General features: G+C 54.3%; 17 protein-coding genes. 4 read left to right on the plus strand and 13 right to left on the minus strand.

Translation table 11 applies throughout. The features are described from left to right. Positions 1-9: 9 nt before the first annotated feature. Complete coding sequence (locus MTX78_RS05875; RefSeq protein ID WP_243800746.1) at positions 10-1,620, plus strand: RagB/SusD family nutrient uptake outer membrane protein; 1,611 nt, start codon at positions 10-12, stop codon at positions 1,618-1,620. Positions 1,621-1,920: 300 nt separating this feature from the next. Here the strand turns inward: MTX78_RS05875 and MTX78_RS05880 are convergent, their stop codons facing one another. Continuing rightward, positions 1,921-2,538 (minus strand): FMN-dependent NADH-azoreductase, encoded by a 618-nt coding sequence (locus MTX78_RS05880; protein ID WP_243800748.1) that lies wholly within the window; start codon positions 2,536-2,538, stop codon positions 1,921-1,923. A 433-nt stretch (positions 2,539-2,971) separates the two neighbouring features. Between MTX78_RS05880 and MTX78_RS05885 the strand changes: the two genes are divergently transcribed. Further along, a complete protein-coding gene (locus MTX78_RS05885; RefSeq protein ID WP_243800750.1) occupies positions 2,972-4,219 on the plus strand; it encodes a zinc dependent phospholipase C family protein in 1,248 nt (415 codons plus the stop codon). A gap of 141 nt (positions 4,220-4,360) precedes the next feature. Here MTX78_RS05885 and MTX78_RS05890 read toward each other — a convergent pair whose 3' ends face one another. Further along, positions 4,361-4,555, minus strand: a complete 195-nt coding sequence (locus tag MTX78_RS05890) for a hypothetical protein (protein WP_243800752.1) — start codon at positions 4,553-4,555, stop codon at positions 4,361-4,363. A 256-nt stretch (positions 4,556-4,811) separates the two neighbouring features. On the opposite strand from MTX78_RS05890, the gene MTX78_RS05895 reads away from it, so the two are divergent. Beyond that, the gene (locus tag MTX78_RS05895; RefSeq protein ID WP_243800753.1) at positions 4,812-5,246 is read left to right on the plus strand and encodes a hypothetical protein; all 435 of its coding nucleotides are present in this window, start codon (positions 4,812-4,814) and stop codon (positions 5,244-5,246) included. A 43-nt stretch (positions 5,247-5,289) separates the two neighbouring features. Here the strand turns inward: MTX78_RS05895 and MTX78_RS05900 are convergent, their stop codons facing one another. The 4 genes from MTX78_RS05900 to MTX78_RS05915 form a co-directional block, all read right to left on the minus strand. Beyond that, a complete protein-coding gene (locus tag MTX78_RS05900) occupies positions 5,290-6,705 on the minus strand; it encodes a TolC family protein (RefSeq protein ID WP_243800755.1) in 1,416 nt (471 codons plus the stop codon). A 164-nt stretch (positions 6,706-6,869) separates the two neighbouring features. Further along, positions 6,870-9,953: an efflux RND transporter permease subunit gene (locus MTX78_RS05905; RefSeq protein WP_243800758.1), complete on the minus strand. Its 3,084-nt coding sequence runs from the start codon at positions 9,951-9,953 to the stop codon at positions 6,870-6,872. 102 nt (positions 9,954-10,055) lie between these two features. After that, positions 10,056-11,201 (minus strand): efflux RND transporter periplasmic adaptor subunit, encoded by a 1,146-nt coding sequence (locus tag MTX78_RS05910; RefSeq protein ID WP_243800760.1) that lies wholly within the window; start codon positions 11,199-11,201, stop codon positions 10,056-10,058. 226 nt (positions 11,202-11,427) lie between these two features. Then, the gene (locus tag MTX78_RS05915) at positions 11,428-11,931 is read right to left on the minus strand and encodes a YciE/YciF ferroxidase family protein (protein ID WP_243800762.1); all 504 of its coding nucleotides are present in this window, start codon (positions 11,929-11,931) and stop codon (positions 11,428-11,430) included. Positions 11,932-12,062: 131 nt separating this feature from the next. Here MTX78_RS05915 and MTX78_RS05920 point away from each other — a divergent pair, with 131 nt between their 5' ends. After that, the gene (locus MTX78_RS05920; protein WP_243800764.1) at positions 12,063-12,425 is read left to right on the plus strand and encodes an MGMT family protein; all 363 of its coding nucleotides are present in this window, start codon (positions 12,063-12,065) and stop codon (positions 12,423-12,425) included. Positions 12,426-12,447: 22 nt separating this feature from the next. Here MTX78_RS05920 and MTX78_RS05925 read toward each other — a convergent pair whose 3' ends face one another. From MTX78_RS05925 to xseB, 7 genes are all read right to left on the minus strand, one after another. Next, a complete protein-coding gene (locus MTX78_RS05925) occupies positions 12,448-13,347 on the minus strand; it encodes a hypothetical protein (RefSeq protein ID WP_243800767.1) in 900 nt (299 codons plus the stop codon). Continuing rightward, complete coding sequence (locus MTX78_RS05930; protein WP_243800768.1) at positions 13,348-13,824, minus strand: hypothetical protein; 477 nt, start codon at positions 13,822-13,824, stop codon at positions 13,348-13,350. A gap of 320 nt (positions 13,825-14,144) precedes the next feature. Then, on the minus strand, positions 14,145-14,555 hold the full coding sequence (locus MTX78_RS05935) for a response regulator (protein ID WP_243800770.1): 411 nt from the start codon (positions 14,553-14,555) through the stop codon (positions 14,145-14,147). Further along, entirely contained in the window at positions 14,552-15,370 is an 819-nt protein-coding gene (locus MTX78_RS05940) for a sensor histidine kinase (protein WP_243800771.1), read from the minus strand. The genes MTX78_RS05935 and MTX78_RS05940 overlap by 4 nt, the downstream gene beginning before the upstream one ends. A gap of 369 nt (positions 15,371-15,739) precedes the next feature. Then, positions 15,740-16,456, minus strand: coding sequence for a hypothetical protein (locus tag MTX78_RS05945; RefSeq protein ID WP_243800777.1), 717 nt, complete (start codon positions 16,454-16,456; stop codon positions 15,740-15,742). 12 nt (positions 16,457-16,468) lie between these two features. Then, positions 16,469-16,819 (minus strand): hypothetical protein, encoded by a 351-nt coding sequence (locus MTX78_RS05950; RefSeq protein WP_243800778.1) that lies wholly within the window; start codon positions 16,817-16,819, stop codon positions 16,469-16,471. A gap of 105 nt (positions 16,820-16,924) precedes the next feature. After that, complete coding sequence (gene xseB / locus MTX78_RS05955) at positions 16,925-17,230, minus strand: exodeoxyribonuclease VII small subunit (protein WP_243800779.1); 306 nt, start codon at positions 17,228-17,230, stop codon at positions 16,925-16,927. Positions 17,231-17,256 lie beyond the last annotated feature (26 nt).

The following is a 17,256-nucleotide window of genomic DNA, read 5'->3' on the forward strand; positions in this document are numbered from 1 at the left end:
CTAACCAATATGAAACCCACACGCGCCGCTTTGCTCGGCCTACTACTGACTACGGTCCTGTCTCCGGGCTGCCAAAGCTTTCTAGACAAAGAGCCCCTCGGCACCACCACCCAGGACAATCTTTTCAAAGACGCCACCAATGCCGTGCAGGCCATCAACGCCGTGTACGACGTAGCCGCCTGGGACCAGGGCCCCAAATGGGGCGACCCCAACGGCCAGTACGTGGCCCAGAACTTCGAATGGATGTTTGGCGACTTGATGAGCGATGATTCCGATAAAGGGGGTAGTTCGCCCAGCGACTTTCCGTCCCTTATCGAGCTCAAAACCTGGAACACGCCGTCTAGCAGTCCCATCGTCAACTCGCTTTGGACCCACAGCTTCACGGGTATTGCACGAGCCAACACGGTTATTAACAGCATTGATGCGGGTACCATCGACGAGGGGCTCAAGTCGCGCTTGAAGGGCGAAGCCCTGTTCTTGCGGGCGTATTTCTACTTCAACTTAGTGAAGCTTTACGGGGGCGTTCCGCTGTTCGAGAAAACGCTGACGCCGACGGAAGCGCCCAACGCAACCCGCGCCACCATCGCGCAGACCTACGCCTTTATCGAGAAGGACCTGAAGGATGCCGCGGCGCTGCTACCTGAAAAAAGTGCTTATGCTGCCCCCGACCTAGGCCGCGCTACCAAAGGTGCTGCCACCGGCTACCTGGCGCGCGTTATCATGTACCAACTGGGCACCGTGAACGGCAACAACCACACGTGGCAGGAAGTGTATGACATCACGAACACCGTTATTGCCTCTAATCAGTACAGCCTGCTGGCCAACTATGCGGCCATTCACCAAGAGGTTGGCGAGAACAGCAGCGAATCGTTGTTCGAGATTCAGTTTGGATCGGACAACAACGGCTACGGTCCCATTTCGGTGGGCACCACCAGCAATATTTTTCAGAATAACCGCAACACGTTTGGCTACGGGTTCAATAACCCCACGCAGAGCTTGGTTGATGAGTTTGAACCCAATGACCCGCGCCGTGAAGTCACGATTATAAAGGACAATGACATTGTGCTGGGTATCCTCAACCGTATCGACCTCACCCAGAATGCCACTGGTTATTTCAACCGGAAGGCGGCCATTATCAGACCCAATGCCCCGGAGTCGGGACCTCAAAACGTCCGTAAGCTGCGTTACGCCGACATCCTGCTGATGAAAGCCGAAGCCGCTGCCCAGACCGGCAAACCTGCCGAAGCCGTGGCCCTAGTCAATCAGGTACGGCGGCGGGCGCGCGTTTCCACCCGGCCGCCGGGCACCACGCTAGGCTCCCTCACCTACGAACCTACCAACGCGCCAGCTGGCACGCTGCCAGACCTGAACATGGGCCTGTCAGGCCAAGCCTTACTAACGGCCATCTGGAAAGAGCGCCGGGTGGAGTTCGGAGAAGAGTCGCTGCGTCTTTGGGATCTGATTCGTACGGGACGCTACATGGCCATCCTAACACCAGAGGTGCGGGCTCGTGCGCTTTCGCACGTTGCTGCCGAGCCCTCCGTGAATCCGACGCCCTTGCTGCCCATTCCCCTGAATGACGCGCAAAGCTGGAAGGTGCCGCAAAACCCAGGGTATTAATCGTTGGTACCACGCGCCACTTACCCATCATGACGGGATTACTAGCTAAGCTGTAACATCTGTCTTTGTATTAGAAACGCCCTGTTTTACTTGCATGTAGGACAGGGCGTTTTTGCTGGCGCAAGCAAGAGGTAAGCCGATGTAGTGGCGCTATAAACATGCGTAGCTCTTGTGCGCCACCGCAGACAACGGTACAGGCTCCCAACAAAGCGGCCCCCGTCATTTCCCTGCCAGCGAAGGATCAGGGAAATGACGGGGGCCGCTTTGTTGGGAGCTAGGTTTCCCTAGCAGTAGTAGGGCTTAGGCTTCGGTGGGCTGCAACAAGCTGCTTACGCTGTCCAAAGCTTTCTGCACGGCAGTATCCTGCACGCCGGGCAGTGCAAGGCCTTCGGCGCGTATTACCGTTACGTCGGTCATGCCTAGGAAGCCTAGTACGGCTTGCAGATACGGCGCAACGAAGTCATATGAAGCCGATGGGCCTTCCGAGTAGATGCCGCCACTTGACATGGCCACATACACTTTCTTGCCTTTGATTAGGCCTTCAGGTCCTGACTCAGTATAGCGGAACGTGATGCCTGCCCGGGCAATATGGTCGATCCACGCTTTGAGCGTAGAAGGAATGCCGAAGTTGTAGAGCGGAGCTCCAATTACTATAACGTCGGCAGCTTGCACTTCCGCAATGGCCTCGTCGGAATGCCGGGCTGCTTCTTGCTGCTCGGGAGTACGGCTTTCCGCGGGGGTGAAGAAGGATTGCAGCTTGGCTTCCTCTAAGTGAGGGAAGGGGTTGCTCGCCAAATCACGCACCTGTACGGTGCTGCCTGGGTTGATGGCCTGCAGTTGCTCTAGAATGCCGTTGCCGAGTTGGATGCTTGCAGAGGCGCCTTTGCGCGGGCTAGAGATAATATGAAGAATGTGCATGGAGGTAAAAGAAAGTTTACAAGAAGGTCGAAATCAACAAGCCGTTCGCAGCTGAGCAAACAGTACAGCTGCGAAAGCGCATGCAATGTACATACATTTTATGTATATACATTGTTTCATAAGAATGATCTTCTCAACTCTTTTTACCGGTTATTTAAAAATTAGCTTTTTCAACTAACAGGAGAGCCTTTTGTTTGCTTGTGCCCTTGATATGGTGCGCACCCAAGCTCGACTGTGCGTATCTTATGTGCACAAACCCAGCTAGCACCCCAAGGGGCTTAGTCAGTACTGTGCTTGGTATGGGGCCTTTGTGTATTAAGAGCACAACTCCTGTCGTGCTTGCGCGTACTGACAGTGCTTTTAAGGCCTCGGAATAACCCGTCAGTCTATTAAAAGGCCTAGTTACATCATGCTGAAATGGTTGCTTCGAAGTATGGTGCTGTTGGTAGTGTTTATGCCGGCTTCGGCCTCGGGCTATTCAGTTCTTACTCATCAAGCCAACATCGACTCGTCATGGAGCCGCTGTTTGCTTCCCATGTTACAACGGCGCTACCCGGGTGCCACAGAAGAGCAACTCGTTGACGCTAAAGCTTACGCCTACGGAGGGTCGATTCTGCAGGATATGGGCTACTATCCTATGGGGTCCAAGCTGTTCACCAACCTAACCCACTACGTCCGGAGCGGCGACTTTGTCCGGAATCTGCTCAACGAAGCCCAAGGTCGCAATGAGTACGCGTTTGCTCTTGGCGCCCTGGCCCATTATACCGCTGATATTATTGGGCACCCAGAAGGTACCAACATGGCCATGCCTTTTGTGTACCCTGACTTGAAGCAGAAATACGGTAACCGCATCACGTATGAAGAAGCGCCCATTCAGCACACTCAGTTGGAGTTTGCTTTCGACGTGGTACAGCTGGCCTCCGGGCGCTACCGCACTGCCGAGTACCAACGGGCCATTGGGTTTAAGGTGGCTAAGCCAGTACTAGAGCGGGCTTTCTACAAAACCTATGACTTGGAGCTGGGGCAAGTGGTATTCAACGTAGATCTAGCAATTGGCTCGTTTCGGTTTGCCGTCCGTCAGCTGATTCCAATTGCCAGTCGAGCTGCTTGGCAGTCGAAACGAAAAGACATTCGGCGCTTAAGCCCAAGAGCCCGCCGGCGGGAATACGTGTTCAACCAGAGCGAAGTGGAATATCGGCAGCGCTACGGCACCGACTACCAAAAACCAGGGACAGGGGCACGTATTCTCTCGTATTTTGTGCGTGTACTCCCCAAAGTAGGGCCGCTCAGGCCATTTGCCTTCAAACTGCCCACTCCTGAAGCGCAGGAGTTGTTTAAAGGCAGTTTTCGCAATGTCATGACGCGCTACTGCCAATTGGTGGAAGCAGAGCCCAAGGATACGCTAACACTTGGCCGCCAACCACTCCCCAACACGGATTTCGATACCGGCCAGCCTACGTTGGTGGGGGAGTACGAGCTCACGGATGAAGCGTATGGCGAGTGGCTGCGTCAATTAGCCGACAATAAATTTGCGGGAGTTACAGTCCCGGTACGGCAAAACATTCTGAGCTTTTTCGACACTGCCCCTAAAAAACCACTGAACGAAGACGAGCAGAAGTCCAGCACTAGGGCCAAGACGTTGGAGGCGCTTGCGCAGCTTCGGGCGCTGTCTGTGAAATAACTGGTCCGGCGGCTGCCGTTGGGGTTAAAGCAAAAAAGTCCGCCAGGGTGTTCCGGCGGACTTTTTTGCTTGTGTGAAAGTGGTTTCCACTGTAGCGGAACCGGCGTTAAGTGCCGGAACCGAGCCTAAGCGCATTCTTCGCTACAAAAAGCGGTAGGGAGCATGCGCCCGATGGCTTGGAAAATGCAGCTGGTGCGGCTGCTGGCTTTGGGGCGTTAGCGGCTGGCGGTATTGCAACCGAAAAGCCGGCATTGCGGCCATTGCTTGAAAGGAAGCAAATGACACGCCCAAAGCCAACAGCAGCAGCAGAAACAGATGACAGATAGTGGATACCATGTTGCAATAGGGATGTGGGAGCGAGCTTCAACACGAATCAGCAGGCAGGTTGATCCGGTGAAGAAGTACCCAAAACTACCGCTACGTTCGGCTGCACTTGGCGCTTTTCGGTGAGCGAAGTCAAAACCGCCTTCAAGCAGGCCCTTATCCCGACGAAGCACACAACCCACCTCATGTCAACTCAGACACTGACACGGGCTGTTTTTGCCTCGTCACTGGCAACCTGCAGCCCACACAGTCTCGTTATGCCTGCACAATGCATATAGTTACGAACATCGACCTGCGGGACGGGAGCACCTGCGAGCTAACCTACGATGAAAACAACCAGTGGATGCGAGCCCTCTGGCTAGGCTACATCGACCCGCAGGAGGCCTATATGGGCGCCAGCAATTTTCTGGCTACCATGCAAACTTTCCACTGTGCCTACTTGCTCAACGACAACAGCGGGTTGCGTGGCCCCTGGTTCGATTCGGTGGAATGGCTATACCATGTGTGGGCTCCGCAAGCAGCACGCTTGGGTTTGCGCTTTATTGCGCACGTTTCGCAGCCACACGACCTGCTGGACCAAGCCGCAGTGCTTGAAAGACACCCGTTAAGTGGGGCCCTTCAAGTCCAGCTGTTTGACGATGTGGGTGGTGCCGAAGAATGGCTACAAGAACAGCACACGCAAATGATGCAAGCATCCAAGTAGCATAACGGGCGTAACTGTGACCGTATCAGCGAAGCTTTGGCGACTACTGAGCCTGTACTAGGCCGCTGCTCAAACGGCGCAACACTATTTCTGCTTGTTTTGCCTGGTAGCGGATGTCAAGCAAGCGGACTTCGGCATCTAGCTGCGTGCGCTGGGCTTCCCGCAGGGCCAAAGTGGTGAGCAGCCCTAATCGGTACCGCTCCAACGCAATGGCAATGTTCTCGCGGGCCAGCAGAATGTTGGTTTCCTCTAGCTCCAGCAATTGAAGGCGGTTCTGGTATTGCGCAAAAGCCTGCTCTGCCTGCGCCTCCAGCTGTAGCTGGGTTTGGTCGAGCAGGAGCTTGCTTTGCTCTTCCACAATGCGCGCGTTCTGCTCGAGGCGGTTGCGGTTGAAGCCGTCGAATATAGGAACGGAGGCAACCACACCGTAGCTGGGACCAAACACCCGGTTGACGTTCGAGCCGAGTACGCTGCCCGTTGCCGTGTTGATCAGGAAGGCGTTGTTGATGTTGCGGTTCACGCCGTATGTACCGGTCAGCCCAAGCTGCGGGAAGCGCGAAGCGCGGATCAGGCGTCGGTCGTAGGTGGCTACCTCAGTGTTGAGCTTGGCCTGTTGCAAACGTGGGTTGTTCTGTGCCAACGCCTGATTCACTTCTTCCCGGGTCAAGCTACGGGATACTACTATCGAGTCGGCGGGGCTGAAGTCGATGCGGGGGGCACGGCCTAGCAAGGCATTGAGGTTGACTTTGGCCCGTTGGAGAAGCTCCTGCTGCTGAATCAGCACAGAACGGTCGGCGTTGAAATCGACGCGTGCCGTTAGCACTTCCACCTTGGCACTGGCCCCTACATCCACCCGGGCCTGCGTGAGGTCAATCCGGGCTTGCCCGATTTTGAGGGCTTCTTCGATGGAGCCAATCTTTCCGAACTCCCGCACCACCACATAATAAGCATCAGTGATGTTGGCTATGGTTTCTTCAATGGTTGCGCGCGTGAATTGGCGCTGACTTTGGTTGAGCGCCTTCAGCCGGTCGTAGGCGATAAACATGCCTAGTCCATCAAAAACAGTCCAGGTAGCCGTTGCATTCGCGTTCAACGAGTTTGCTTTGCCGCCATTGATAACAACCGGATCCGACTGTTCTCGTTGTTGCCGAGTATTGTTGATGTTGAATGTGCGCGTGAAATTCCCGTTTGCTACCGGCAGCTGCCCAGCGTTGCCACGGGTTACGTTATTCTCCGCAATTCGCTCGTCTTGCCGCGATACCCGAATATCGTAGTTGTTTTCCAACCCGATGCGAATGGCCTCTGCCAACGTGAGGGGCGCTGCCGCCGCCACCGTTTGAGGCTTTTCCGTCTGGGACTTCGCTCGGGGCTCCTGCGTAGGCCGCGCTGGCTGCGTGGGTTGCTGAGCAAACACCATGTAGGAGGGCAACAGCAGCAGGGAGGTAATGAGTAGGCGCATGGAATCGTAAGAGTTGTTCGGGTGGGGGCTGTACCCCCTGGCCCCTTTGCTGTGAAAAGGGCCAGTACTAGTTGGGCTTGTTGTGTTCTTTGGCCCTGTTTTCCAAAAAACTATTCTCGGTAAGCGGCTCATCTCCTTGTTGAGGAAAAGCCTGCGTGCAAGCACTAAGCTACAGCGGCTTTCTTCTTTTCGGTGGCCTTCTGGCTATGCTTTTTGGCCGTAGCGAAGTATGAGTACATCACCGGAACGACATAAAGAGTAAGACCCGTTGCGAAGAACAGGCCGCCTACCACCCCGATACCCATAGCACGCCGGCTCAAAGCTCCCGCCCCCGTAGCAATAGCAATAGGCAGAATACCCAGCATGGCGCAGAGGCTAGTCATCAGGATAGGCCGGAAACGGGCAGTAGCTCCTTCAATCAGGCCAGTCATATAGTCTTTGCCTTGCTCCACCTGCTGGTTGGCAAACTCCACGATGAGGATACCATTTTTGGTTACCAACCCAATCAGCATAATGATACCGATTTGGGAGAACAGGTTAAGCGTCTGGTTGAAATACCACAAGCTCAGCAATGCGCCAGACAACGCTAGGGGCACCGTCACCATGATGATAATTGGGTCGCGGAAGCTCTCAAACTGAGCAGCCAGTACCAAGTAAATCAGCACCAGGGCCAGCCCGAATGCGAAAATCAAAGATGAAGAGCTTTCCTGAAAGTCGCGGGAGGTACCCGACAGCTCGGTGGTGAAGGTTTCGTCGAGTTGCTTGTCGGCAATGGCCTGCATGGCTGCAATACCGTCGCCTAAGGTTTTACCGGGAGCCAGCGAAGCCGAGAAGGTAGCCGAGTTGTAGCGGTTGAAACGGTAGAGCTGAGGCGGGGTGCTGCTTTCCGTTAGTTGAATCACGTTGTCGAGCTGCACAAGTTGGCCGTCTGCGCTTTTCACGGACAGCAAACGCACATCCAGCGGCTGGTTGCGGTCTTCACGCGCTACCTGTCCAATAATCTGGTACTGTTTGCTGTCCTTGATAAAGTAGCCGTAACGTTGTCCGCTCAGTCCCGATTGCAGTGTTTGCGAGATGCTCTGCACCGAAACACCAAGGCTCTGGGCTTTCTCCCGGTCGATGGTAACGCGCAGCTCGGGCTTGTTGAATTTCAAGTCCACGTCGGCGTACTGGAAGGTGGGGTCTTGGCGAGCGGCTTCCAGAAACTTGGGCACCGCGGCCCGCAACTTCTCGAAATCCTGCGTCTGCACCACGAACTGCACCGGCAGGCCGCCACCACCGTTCCCAATGCTTTGGTCTTGCGATACCGAAGTACGAGCAGCTGACAAGCGCTTCACACCCGCCGATAGTTTGGATGCAATCTGGTCCTGTGTGAGTGGGCGTTTTTCGGCATCAAACAGCAGAACACGCGCCCGGCCCGAGTTGGAGCCGCCTCCAAAGCCCGGCGACGTCACGGCGTACACGCTACTCAAGCTGTTGTTGTCCGTTGAGTCGGCAGCTAGTTTACTGAGCTGGTCCATGTAAGCGTCCATGAATTCGAACGAAGCGCCCTCAGGACCAGTAGCGTTCAGGTTGATGCGACTCCGGTCTTCCACAGGCGCCAGTTCCGAAGGAATGACTCCCATGAAAAACCAAATGCCGGCGCCAGTGCCAGCCACCATCAGCCACGCCAGCCAGCGGTTTTGCAGGAAGGTTTCCAGACTGCTTTTATAGCCGCCAATCAGGCGCTGGAAGAAAGGCTCCGTTTTACGATAAAACCAGTTATGCTTTTCCTGGCGCTTGAGTAGCACCGAGCACATCATGGGCGTGAGTGTGAGCGACACGAAAGCAGAAATCAGCACCGAGCCCGCCACCACAATGCCGAACTCGCGGAACAGGCGCCCCGTGATACCTGACAGAAACACCACTGGCAGGAATACTGCCGCCAGTACCACCGTGGTACTCACTACCGCCAGCAGAATTTCCTCGGAGCCCTTGATAGCAGCCGTTTTGGGGTCTTCGCCATCTTCGATGCGCGAGTAAATGTTCTCCAACACGACAATAGCATCGTCCACCACCAAGCCAATAGCAAGTACGATGGCCAGCAGCGTAAGCACATTGATAGAGAAGTCGAGCAGGTACATCACGAAGAAGATACCCACCAACGATACCGGAATAGCTACCACCGGAATCAGCGTGGAGCGCCAGTCGCGCAAGAACAGGAAAATGATGACTACCACGAGCACGAAAGCCTCGACGATGGTGTGTTCTACCTCGTTAATAGACTGGCGGATAAACACCGAGTTATCGAAGCCTGGCTTGAGCACCAAGTCTTTGGGCAAGTCTTTGCCATAGAGTTCAATGCGCTTGTTCCACTCGTCGGCAATGTCGATTTGATTGGAGCCAGGCTGCGGAATAACAGCAATGCCTACCATCGGCACGCCGTTTACTTTGAAAATAGTCTGGTCGTTTTCAGGGTACAACTCCGCGTAACCAACGTCAGTTAGGCGCACTAAAGAGGAAGCATCCTTACGGATAATCAGGTTGTTGAAATCCTCGACCGTGGTTAGGCGGCCCATGGTGCGAAGCGTAAGCTGAGTGGCTTGGCCTTGCACAGATCCGCTAGGCAACTCCACGTTTTCACGGGTGAGGGCTGCCTGCACATCCACGGGGCTTACACCCAGCGCCGACAGTTTCACGGGGTCCAGCCACAGCCGCATGGAATACCTCCGCTCCCCAAATACCCGCACTTCCGATACGCCCGGAATGGTTTGCAGACGTTCTTTGAGGGTGTTATTGGCGTAGTCAGTCAGTTCCAACAGGTCGCGTTGGTTGGAACTGAGGTAGGTCATAACAATGGGTTGCGAGTCGGCATTGGCCTTGCTCACAACCGGTGGGTCGATATCGCGCGGCAGACGGCCCTGCGCACCCGATACCTTGTCGCGCACGTCGTTGGCAGCGGTTTCGAGGTCGGCGTCCAGGTCGAATTCCACCGTAATCTGCGTGCGGCCGTCCCGCGAGTTGGAAGTCAGGTTCTTGATACCCGCAATGCCGTTCAACGCTTCTTCCAACGGCTCCGTCACCTGGCCCTGCATTACATCGGCAGAAGCGCCAGTGTATGCAGCCGACACTGAAATAATAGGCGGGTCAACGCTGGGATACTCCCGAATGCTGAGGTACCGAAAACCGATAACGCCGAATATCACGATGACAAGGCTCATCACGATGGCGAGGACCGGGCGGTTTATACTAGTTGATGATAAGCTCATGTATGTATTTCTCGCGGTAGGTCAACAGTATCTAGCCGTGATAGTTGAACATCCACTGTAGAACAGTGGCGTCGTACATAGCAAAACACTGCGAAGTATCTATTATTTAGTTGCGCGCACGGCATCTCCTGGTTTAACCTGCAGTATACCTGTCCGAATCACAGAGTCCCCAACGGCTAAACCGTCGGTAATTTGAATCACCTTATCGGAGCGGATGCCAATCTTTACCTTTTGGGGCACCATCTTCCCGTTCTTTACCGTGTACACACTGTAGCCGCTAGCCTCTGGAATCACAGATTCGGTAGGTACTTGCAACGCATCCGTCGATTCGCCGAGCTTCAGGTTTACTTTCACGAAAGCCCCCGGCCGTAACTCGTTTTTAGTGTTGGCGTAGCGGGCCCGCACTGGCTGGGTGCGGCTCACGGGGTCGATCTGCGGATCAATGGCGTACACCTTGGCATCGTACTGCTTGTTGGTGCCTTCGTCCGTCACGCTTACCACGTCGCCTACTCGCACATTGTTGGCAAAACGGCCTGGCACCGCGAAGTCAATTTTGACGGGCCGCACCCGCGAAAGAGTCGTTATTTCGGTGCCAGGGCTAACGTAAGTGCCTACTGTAGCAGTGGTCAGGCCCAGAACCCCATCAAAGGGAGCCCGCACGAAAGCACGGTCCAGGGTTGCACGCAAGGCTTGCAAATCCGATTGTGCCGTCAAGTAGAGGTTGTTGGCTTGCTCGTATTCCTGCGCGCTGATGTATTCTTTTTCCAGCAACGTACGCTGCCGGCGCTCTTGGTCGCGGTAGAGCTTGATGTTGTATTCCTGCTTCCGAATACCTGCCTGAGCCTCGTCGGCATTGATGCTGAACAGCAATTGGCCTTTGCGTACTGGCTGTCCTTCCTTGATGTTGAGGCTAGTTATCTTGCCTGAAAGCTCACTCTTTATGATAACAGATTCATCGGCCAGCACCGAGCCAGTGGCAGCCACTTGGTCGGAGAGGTTGGTTGGGGACACCACATACACCTGAACCGGCAAGGCCTGTCCACCACCTTTGCCACCTTTCCCACCAGCTCCGGCACCCCCACGGCCCCCTCCACCTTTCGCGTCGCCGGTGGTGGAAGGAAAGTACTTCATCTTCACAAAAACCAACCCTGCCACTATTGCCAGTGTTAGCACCGTCCAGAGCAGCTTGCGGCCTACGCTGCTTGAGGTCCGAGTTACTTCAATTTCTTCTTGCTCTTGGGTTTGCATACTCTGGTAGGATTCCGGCCTGATGTAGCTTTCTATTGGGACGGGCGACGTTTGACAACGCGAACCGGCTAATTTAAGTTGACTTGCACTGAAAAGTCGCCGTAGTTCACGGCGGTAAGACACCAGAATTGGCGTTGGGTTGCAGCCTGCCGCATTTGTATGAAGAAACCCGGCCAGCCAAACAGCCAACCGGGTTTCCTTATACAACCGAAATCATGATTTCGAATTACAGCGCTTTCTGGTTGATGTAGTTCTTCGCCAAGTTGTTGAGCTTGGTGTCAGCGGCTTGTTCTTCGTTGAGTGTCTGGTGCAGCAAGGCAGCGGCTTCAGGCTGGCCGACACGCTGCGCGTAGTGGGCTGCCGTACCATATCCTGCAATTTCATAGTGCTCGACGCGCTGTGCGGAAGCAATCAGGCCTGCGTCTTTCACCTCGTCGGTGGCATCCTCATGAATCATGTCAGAGCCTTCCTTCAGGATGCCTTCCATAGCCTTGCACTTGTGGCCCGTCAGGCTGATGTCAAGCAGCTTGCCGATTTGCTCTAAGCGGGCTACCTGGTTTTTGGTTTCCTGCAAGTGGCTCTGGAAAGCGGTTTTCAAACCGGAGTCTTTTGCTTTGTCTGCCATCTGGGGCAGTACTTCTAGCAACTGGTTTTCGGCGCTGTATAGGTCTTTAAGTTGCTCGTGGAATAAGTCGTCGAGGGTGCTAAGTTTATCTGAGAAGAGGCCCATGGTCGAGAAGAGGTTAAGGAGTGAAATACTGTACTTCCGATACGTACTCAGCAGCATGGGCGTTGCCCAACAGTTTGGTTGGCGCTAGCTAGGTGCCTACCTTTCAGACCTTATATCAGTGTCTCCTGCCCATGAGCCTGCCACGCAACCCTACGGAAGCCAGCCGTAATTTTTTTCAGGAAGTACAGGAGGTAGTGCGGCTAATACCACGTGGCCGGGTTTCCACGTATGGCGCTATTGCCCACTACCTAGGAGCCCGGCATGGTGCGCGCATGGTTGGCTATGCGCTTATTGCGGCGGTTCCTGCTCGCGGCCTCGATGATATTCCGGCGCAACGCGTAGTAAACCGCAACGGGCTGCTCACTGGCCGCATGCACTTCGCCACGCCCACAGCCATGCAAGAAGCCCTCGAAGCAGAAGGCGTCCGCGTAGTTGATGATCAGGTAGTGGAATTCAAGCAGTTGTTCTGGGACCCGAGTACGGAATTAGAATAGAGCGGCCGTTGCCAGCGCCCTTCTAGCGTACCCGAAACCGGTGAACATAAAAAGTGCCTTCCTTGGGCGATGTTTTCACCACTGCTGGGGTAGGACCACCGCCCTTCGGTACAGAGCACTCGAAATAGGTAGCCGTTGTAAAATCTGGCACGAACGACTGGCATTGCGGCTGCCCGCCCCGCACGCACAACTCCATTGCCTGGCGCCGATCACGCCAACTTAAGGCTAGGAAAGAATTAGGGGCAAGGGTACCCACTTCGCGCCCGCCGAGGGTCACCACGAGTGGCTGAGTAGGGGCAGCGTCTTGCCGGCGATAGAGGTAGATGGCAGCCGTATCGGGCGCCGCAAAGCCGTTGGCTGATACGGCCTGCTTCATGCTGGATACCACGCGTCCGGAAGTCATGCGCAACTTATAAAGCTGCGGTTCATTGGTACTGGTTGCTGCCACTAGTGCTGCTCCTGCTAGTCCGCCCAATATAGCTCCCGCGGCCATTGCACTAGGGTCGTGCGCTTTGAAGCCTGTGAACGTGTAGTTGTTGCCTGCGGGCTGCAAAGGAAAATAGTGCCCTCGGTAAAACACATAAGCCGTTTCGCCGTCGCTGACGCCCCAGGCACCGCCCCGCACCAAACGGCGTGGATTGTAGGCATCCAGTTCCAAGTACCACGCTTCCACATCTTCGGTGCCAGCCCACTGCGCTCCTTTGCGCGGCTTCCGCCTTATCTCAAATGGTCCTTCTGCCAGCGTTGGGGTATTCTGACGGAACTCCTCGAATGAGCGGTACACTCCACGGGTAGGAGGCCCAGACTGCACGGGGTAGCGGAGTGAAGCCCCCTCTTCCCCCGCAACCACTTGGGCCCAGGTAAGAACTGGCGCATTGCTAGCTGGTGGGACATCCTTTAGGTGGCTTAGGCTCTGTTCCACCTAGCGCTTAATGTTGTTGTCGTGCTGCTTGGTTACATCGAGGCCTTTGCTTTCTGCCAGCTCGGAAGTGCTGAGCAGCAGCCGATACGTATCATTGCCGACTGGCTCTAAAAAGTCTGCCACCAACTCAGCGCTGGCTGTTTCTGAAGTAGGGCGTATAATCTCGTAAATAGACAAAGCGTGGATGCGCACAATCAAGGGCCTAGTAGCAGGGCCGATGGGTAACGCCTGTTGCAGCAAGGGTGTCAGTTCCGCTGCCAACTCTCGCCGCAGGTTGGCCGAAGCGGGGGTGTTGTCCATGCCGCGATGTACGCTGCCTACGGTGGACCGATCGGCTCGGGCGTCCACTAGCTTATCGAGGTGGAAGTTGGTGCCCATTGCCGTCATTGTTTGCTGAGATAGGTCAAACTCGAAGGTTTGCGCAACGGCTGGCGTGCCCATTGCGGCCAGCAGCCCGCAAAGCAGGAGAAAGCGCATAATTCAAAAATATATAGAGTATAAAATCGTATAGGTCTCCGACCCACAGCTGGGTTGTGTAATTCCCCGGCGCTGACTTTGCGCGCTAGCCGTACCTAATGAGTGGTTGCTATACTTAGCTTGCCCAGGCTCGACGTTAGGCTACCCCCAATGTCGTCTGGTCTGTCCGGGTAGTATGTACTTGCGCCACCTGCGAGCTTGGCTTCATCAGATGCAGTACTTCAGGTGGCGCAAGCTTATTTCAATTGGTGAAAGAGAGATGTCAGATAAGGCTAGTGCAGAAATACTAATACCACTAAATGTGAGCTAACTACGTCTGGCTATCCTAGCTGGGCAGTCATAGCCGAACGGTTTTCAATGGCTGCTGCCATAATAGCGCCGCGGACCTCTTCAGGACTGGCATTCTTGAGCAGATAGCCATGAGCACCCTCGGCCTTCAAGCTCTCTATTAGCTCGGGCTCGTCGTGCATAGAAATAATGATGACGCGAATACGGGGGTATTGCGCACGCAGCAGACGAACGGTTTGCAGCCCATCTAAGTTGGGCATCTGCAAATCCATCAATATAACTTCTGGAAGATTGCCTTGGTCGAGCCGCTGAAGCAACTCTTCGCCGTCGCCTGCTTCAAAAAGGACCTCCATGCCGGGGAATCCACTGATGAGGGCACGCAGGCCTTTTCGAAATAGAATATGGTCATCAGCTACGGCCAAACGGATTGTTGCAGGTGTCATAGGAGGGAGGTAATGAGGGCAGGTATTTGAGAAGCAGTAATATACGGGACTGGTAAAGAAATCCAAACCTGGCTGCCAGACCCCAACTCCGACTGGTAGCGAAGCGTGCCTTGGAGCACGGCCACCCGGCTACGTAGGTTGGTCAGGCCATGGCCGGTGCGGGCTCCAACTAGGGGTTGCGCATCCACTTTGGACGTGTCGAAGCCGATGCCATTATCGGTATAATGCAAAGAAAGTACATCGGGGCCGAAGTCCACTATAATGGTGATTCTATCGGCGTGGGCATGGCGCAGCCCGTTGCCAAGTAGCTCCTGTACTACACGGTATACGATAAGCTCGTAGTGAGGGTCGAGGCGGCGGGGTTGGCCTTGTTGCTCTAGCACCAAACGCGTTGGGCCATCGGCAGGAACGGTGCGCGCCAAGGCATCGAGCGCGAAGGGTAAACCGAACTTTTGTAGAGCTGCGGGCAACAGGTTGCGTGAAATTCGCCGCACTTCCGTAATGGCCTGATCAAGGAGGGTGCTGGCTTCCTGAATAAGGGCGGGGTGGCCAAGAGTGCTTAAGTGCAACTTCACAATGGCCAGAGTAGTACCTACTCCGTCGTGTAGGTCAGCGGCAATGCGCCGCCGCTCGTCTTCCTGGGCCAATAGAGCGGCTTCCAAAGCTTGCTGTTGAGCCATTTCACGCACTTGCCGCAATTGCTCCTGCTGGCGGAGCAGCCGCCGTTGGTAGCGCAGCACAAATGCCACGATACCCAGCGCTAGTAGCAGTAGTACTGGGGTAGCTAGCAAAACGGGAACCAGCCAATTATTCATGCAAGCGAGAACACAACGCTAAAAGTGGCCAGAAAGCATTACAAAATACTAGCATAAATAAACTCAACGACAATACAGGAATTAACAAGATAAGGTGTAAAAACAGACACTGATACAAGCAATTAGCTTGTGAAATATAGCATCAGCGTATGCATACCGTAATACGGTGCCTGAAAAGTACAGCTCTATCTCCAAACTCACCACAAAGCAAGAACGATTCTTGGCTTATAACCTACATGCAGCCAGGTACCGCCTCCTTATCAACTATCCGCATTGACGCTAAACTAACTTTATGAGCGGCATCAGCATAAGCTACAACAGAAGCGGGTGGCTTGGCAACACAGTTCGTGACGCTGAGTGTAGTGGTTGTTAGCGGCGTATAACGCGCCGGACTGAAACAGGACCTATAAACGGTTTTACATTGGGCTCATCTCGGCCAACCAGCCAAAAAGCGCGAGCGATAATAGAATTCAGAACCAGGCTCAGGATGGAATTTATCATCATCATGAGCGTATCCTGCACGCCAGTCACGGTGTCTTGTAGCAAGAAAACCATCACTGTCCCGGCGAAATAAGTCATTACCCCTATGCCAATCACAAACATAGGGTTTCGCTCAAGAGGAGTAGTGCGTAGCTCTTGCATGAGCTGCTCGAAGTACAACAGTACTACCACCACAAGCAATACGCTTTCCAATGCCACCGTATAAACGGTAGTGGCTTTCAAGCCGCTCAGAAAAAAGAAGTCAGCAATAGCTACTACGATGAATAGCGCAACACCCATCCGCAGGTAGCGACGGAGTTTTTCAGAGCGAATAACTAAGTAGAAGGAATAGAATATAAACAGCGTCTCCAGTATGGTTACACTATTCCAGACTACTATGTTAGGCTGTTTCAGAAAGAACAGCGCTTCACCTGTTGCTGTTAAAACAGCCCACATCACACAGCACCAAAACACGGCCTTGTGGTGCGGCTGCAAGTAGTCCCACCGTGAATAGCCAACTACAAGTGGTAGCAGCAGAGAAAACCCCCTGCCAACATCAAGCATGTAACTGACTTTGTTGACCCAAATTAAATCTGGTAGGGACATTGTCCTTGGAATCTAATTATGATTCAAAGGGCTGTCTAGGCAGTTATCGGGGCATACGCGACCTTTGTCGAAGACACGGCTTCCCTCGTCGGTTAAGTCATTGCCTTCGGTAGCACCTACCAGAATAAAGCATTCTTGCCCATCAGGCCTGGTGGCGTTGTAGATGCGGATTCCGGTAGCATTTGTTTGCTCGAACAACTTTTGGAATACGCTGGCGCTGAAAAAAACCGATTTTAGGCCTTCTGGATGGACCTCTTGGTAAGCAGCCGTCCAGGCTTTTGCTTCGTCGATGCTTATTTCCTCACCTGCTGTATCGGCAGGAGGCACTGTGTGTGAGTTAGTGTTAGAAGAATGCGTTTCCATAGGAGTAGGTGAGGAAAGTGTGGAGCAGTCCTGATGCGGCCAAATATAGTTAAAGCTGTATTAAGCTTTGCCATCGTAAGTTCTTTCCTCACATTCCTTTACTGCCTAGAAGAGCAAGCCGCCGTTGGTATCTCGGGGTGCGCGGGGGGTACGTTTGGGGGCAGGCGGTGTGAAAAGTGGCGTTGTCTCTTCCTCAGGGGGAGTGATACTATCTTCTTCGTCTTGATCGAGGTTCTCGAACACCCGGTCAATAGCATCTTCGGCTGTCCGCAGCTTCTGCTTGCAAAGCCGGATAAGCTGCGCAGAGCGCTGCACGCGAGCTGTTAGCTCGTCAACATCGACAGTATCGGTTTCCAATGCGCGCAGAATAGTTTCGAGTTCAGCTATGGCGTCGCGGTATGTGGTTTCCATGGGGTAGGTGGCTATACTGGTAAATA

Source organism: Hymenobacter tibetensis (genome assembly GCF_022827545.1).
GTDB lineage: Bacteria > Bacteroidota > Bacteroidia > Cytophagales > Hymenobacteraceae > Hymenobacter > Hymenobacter tibetensis.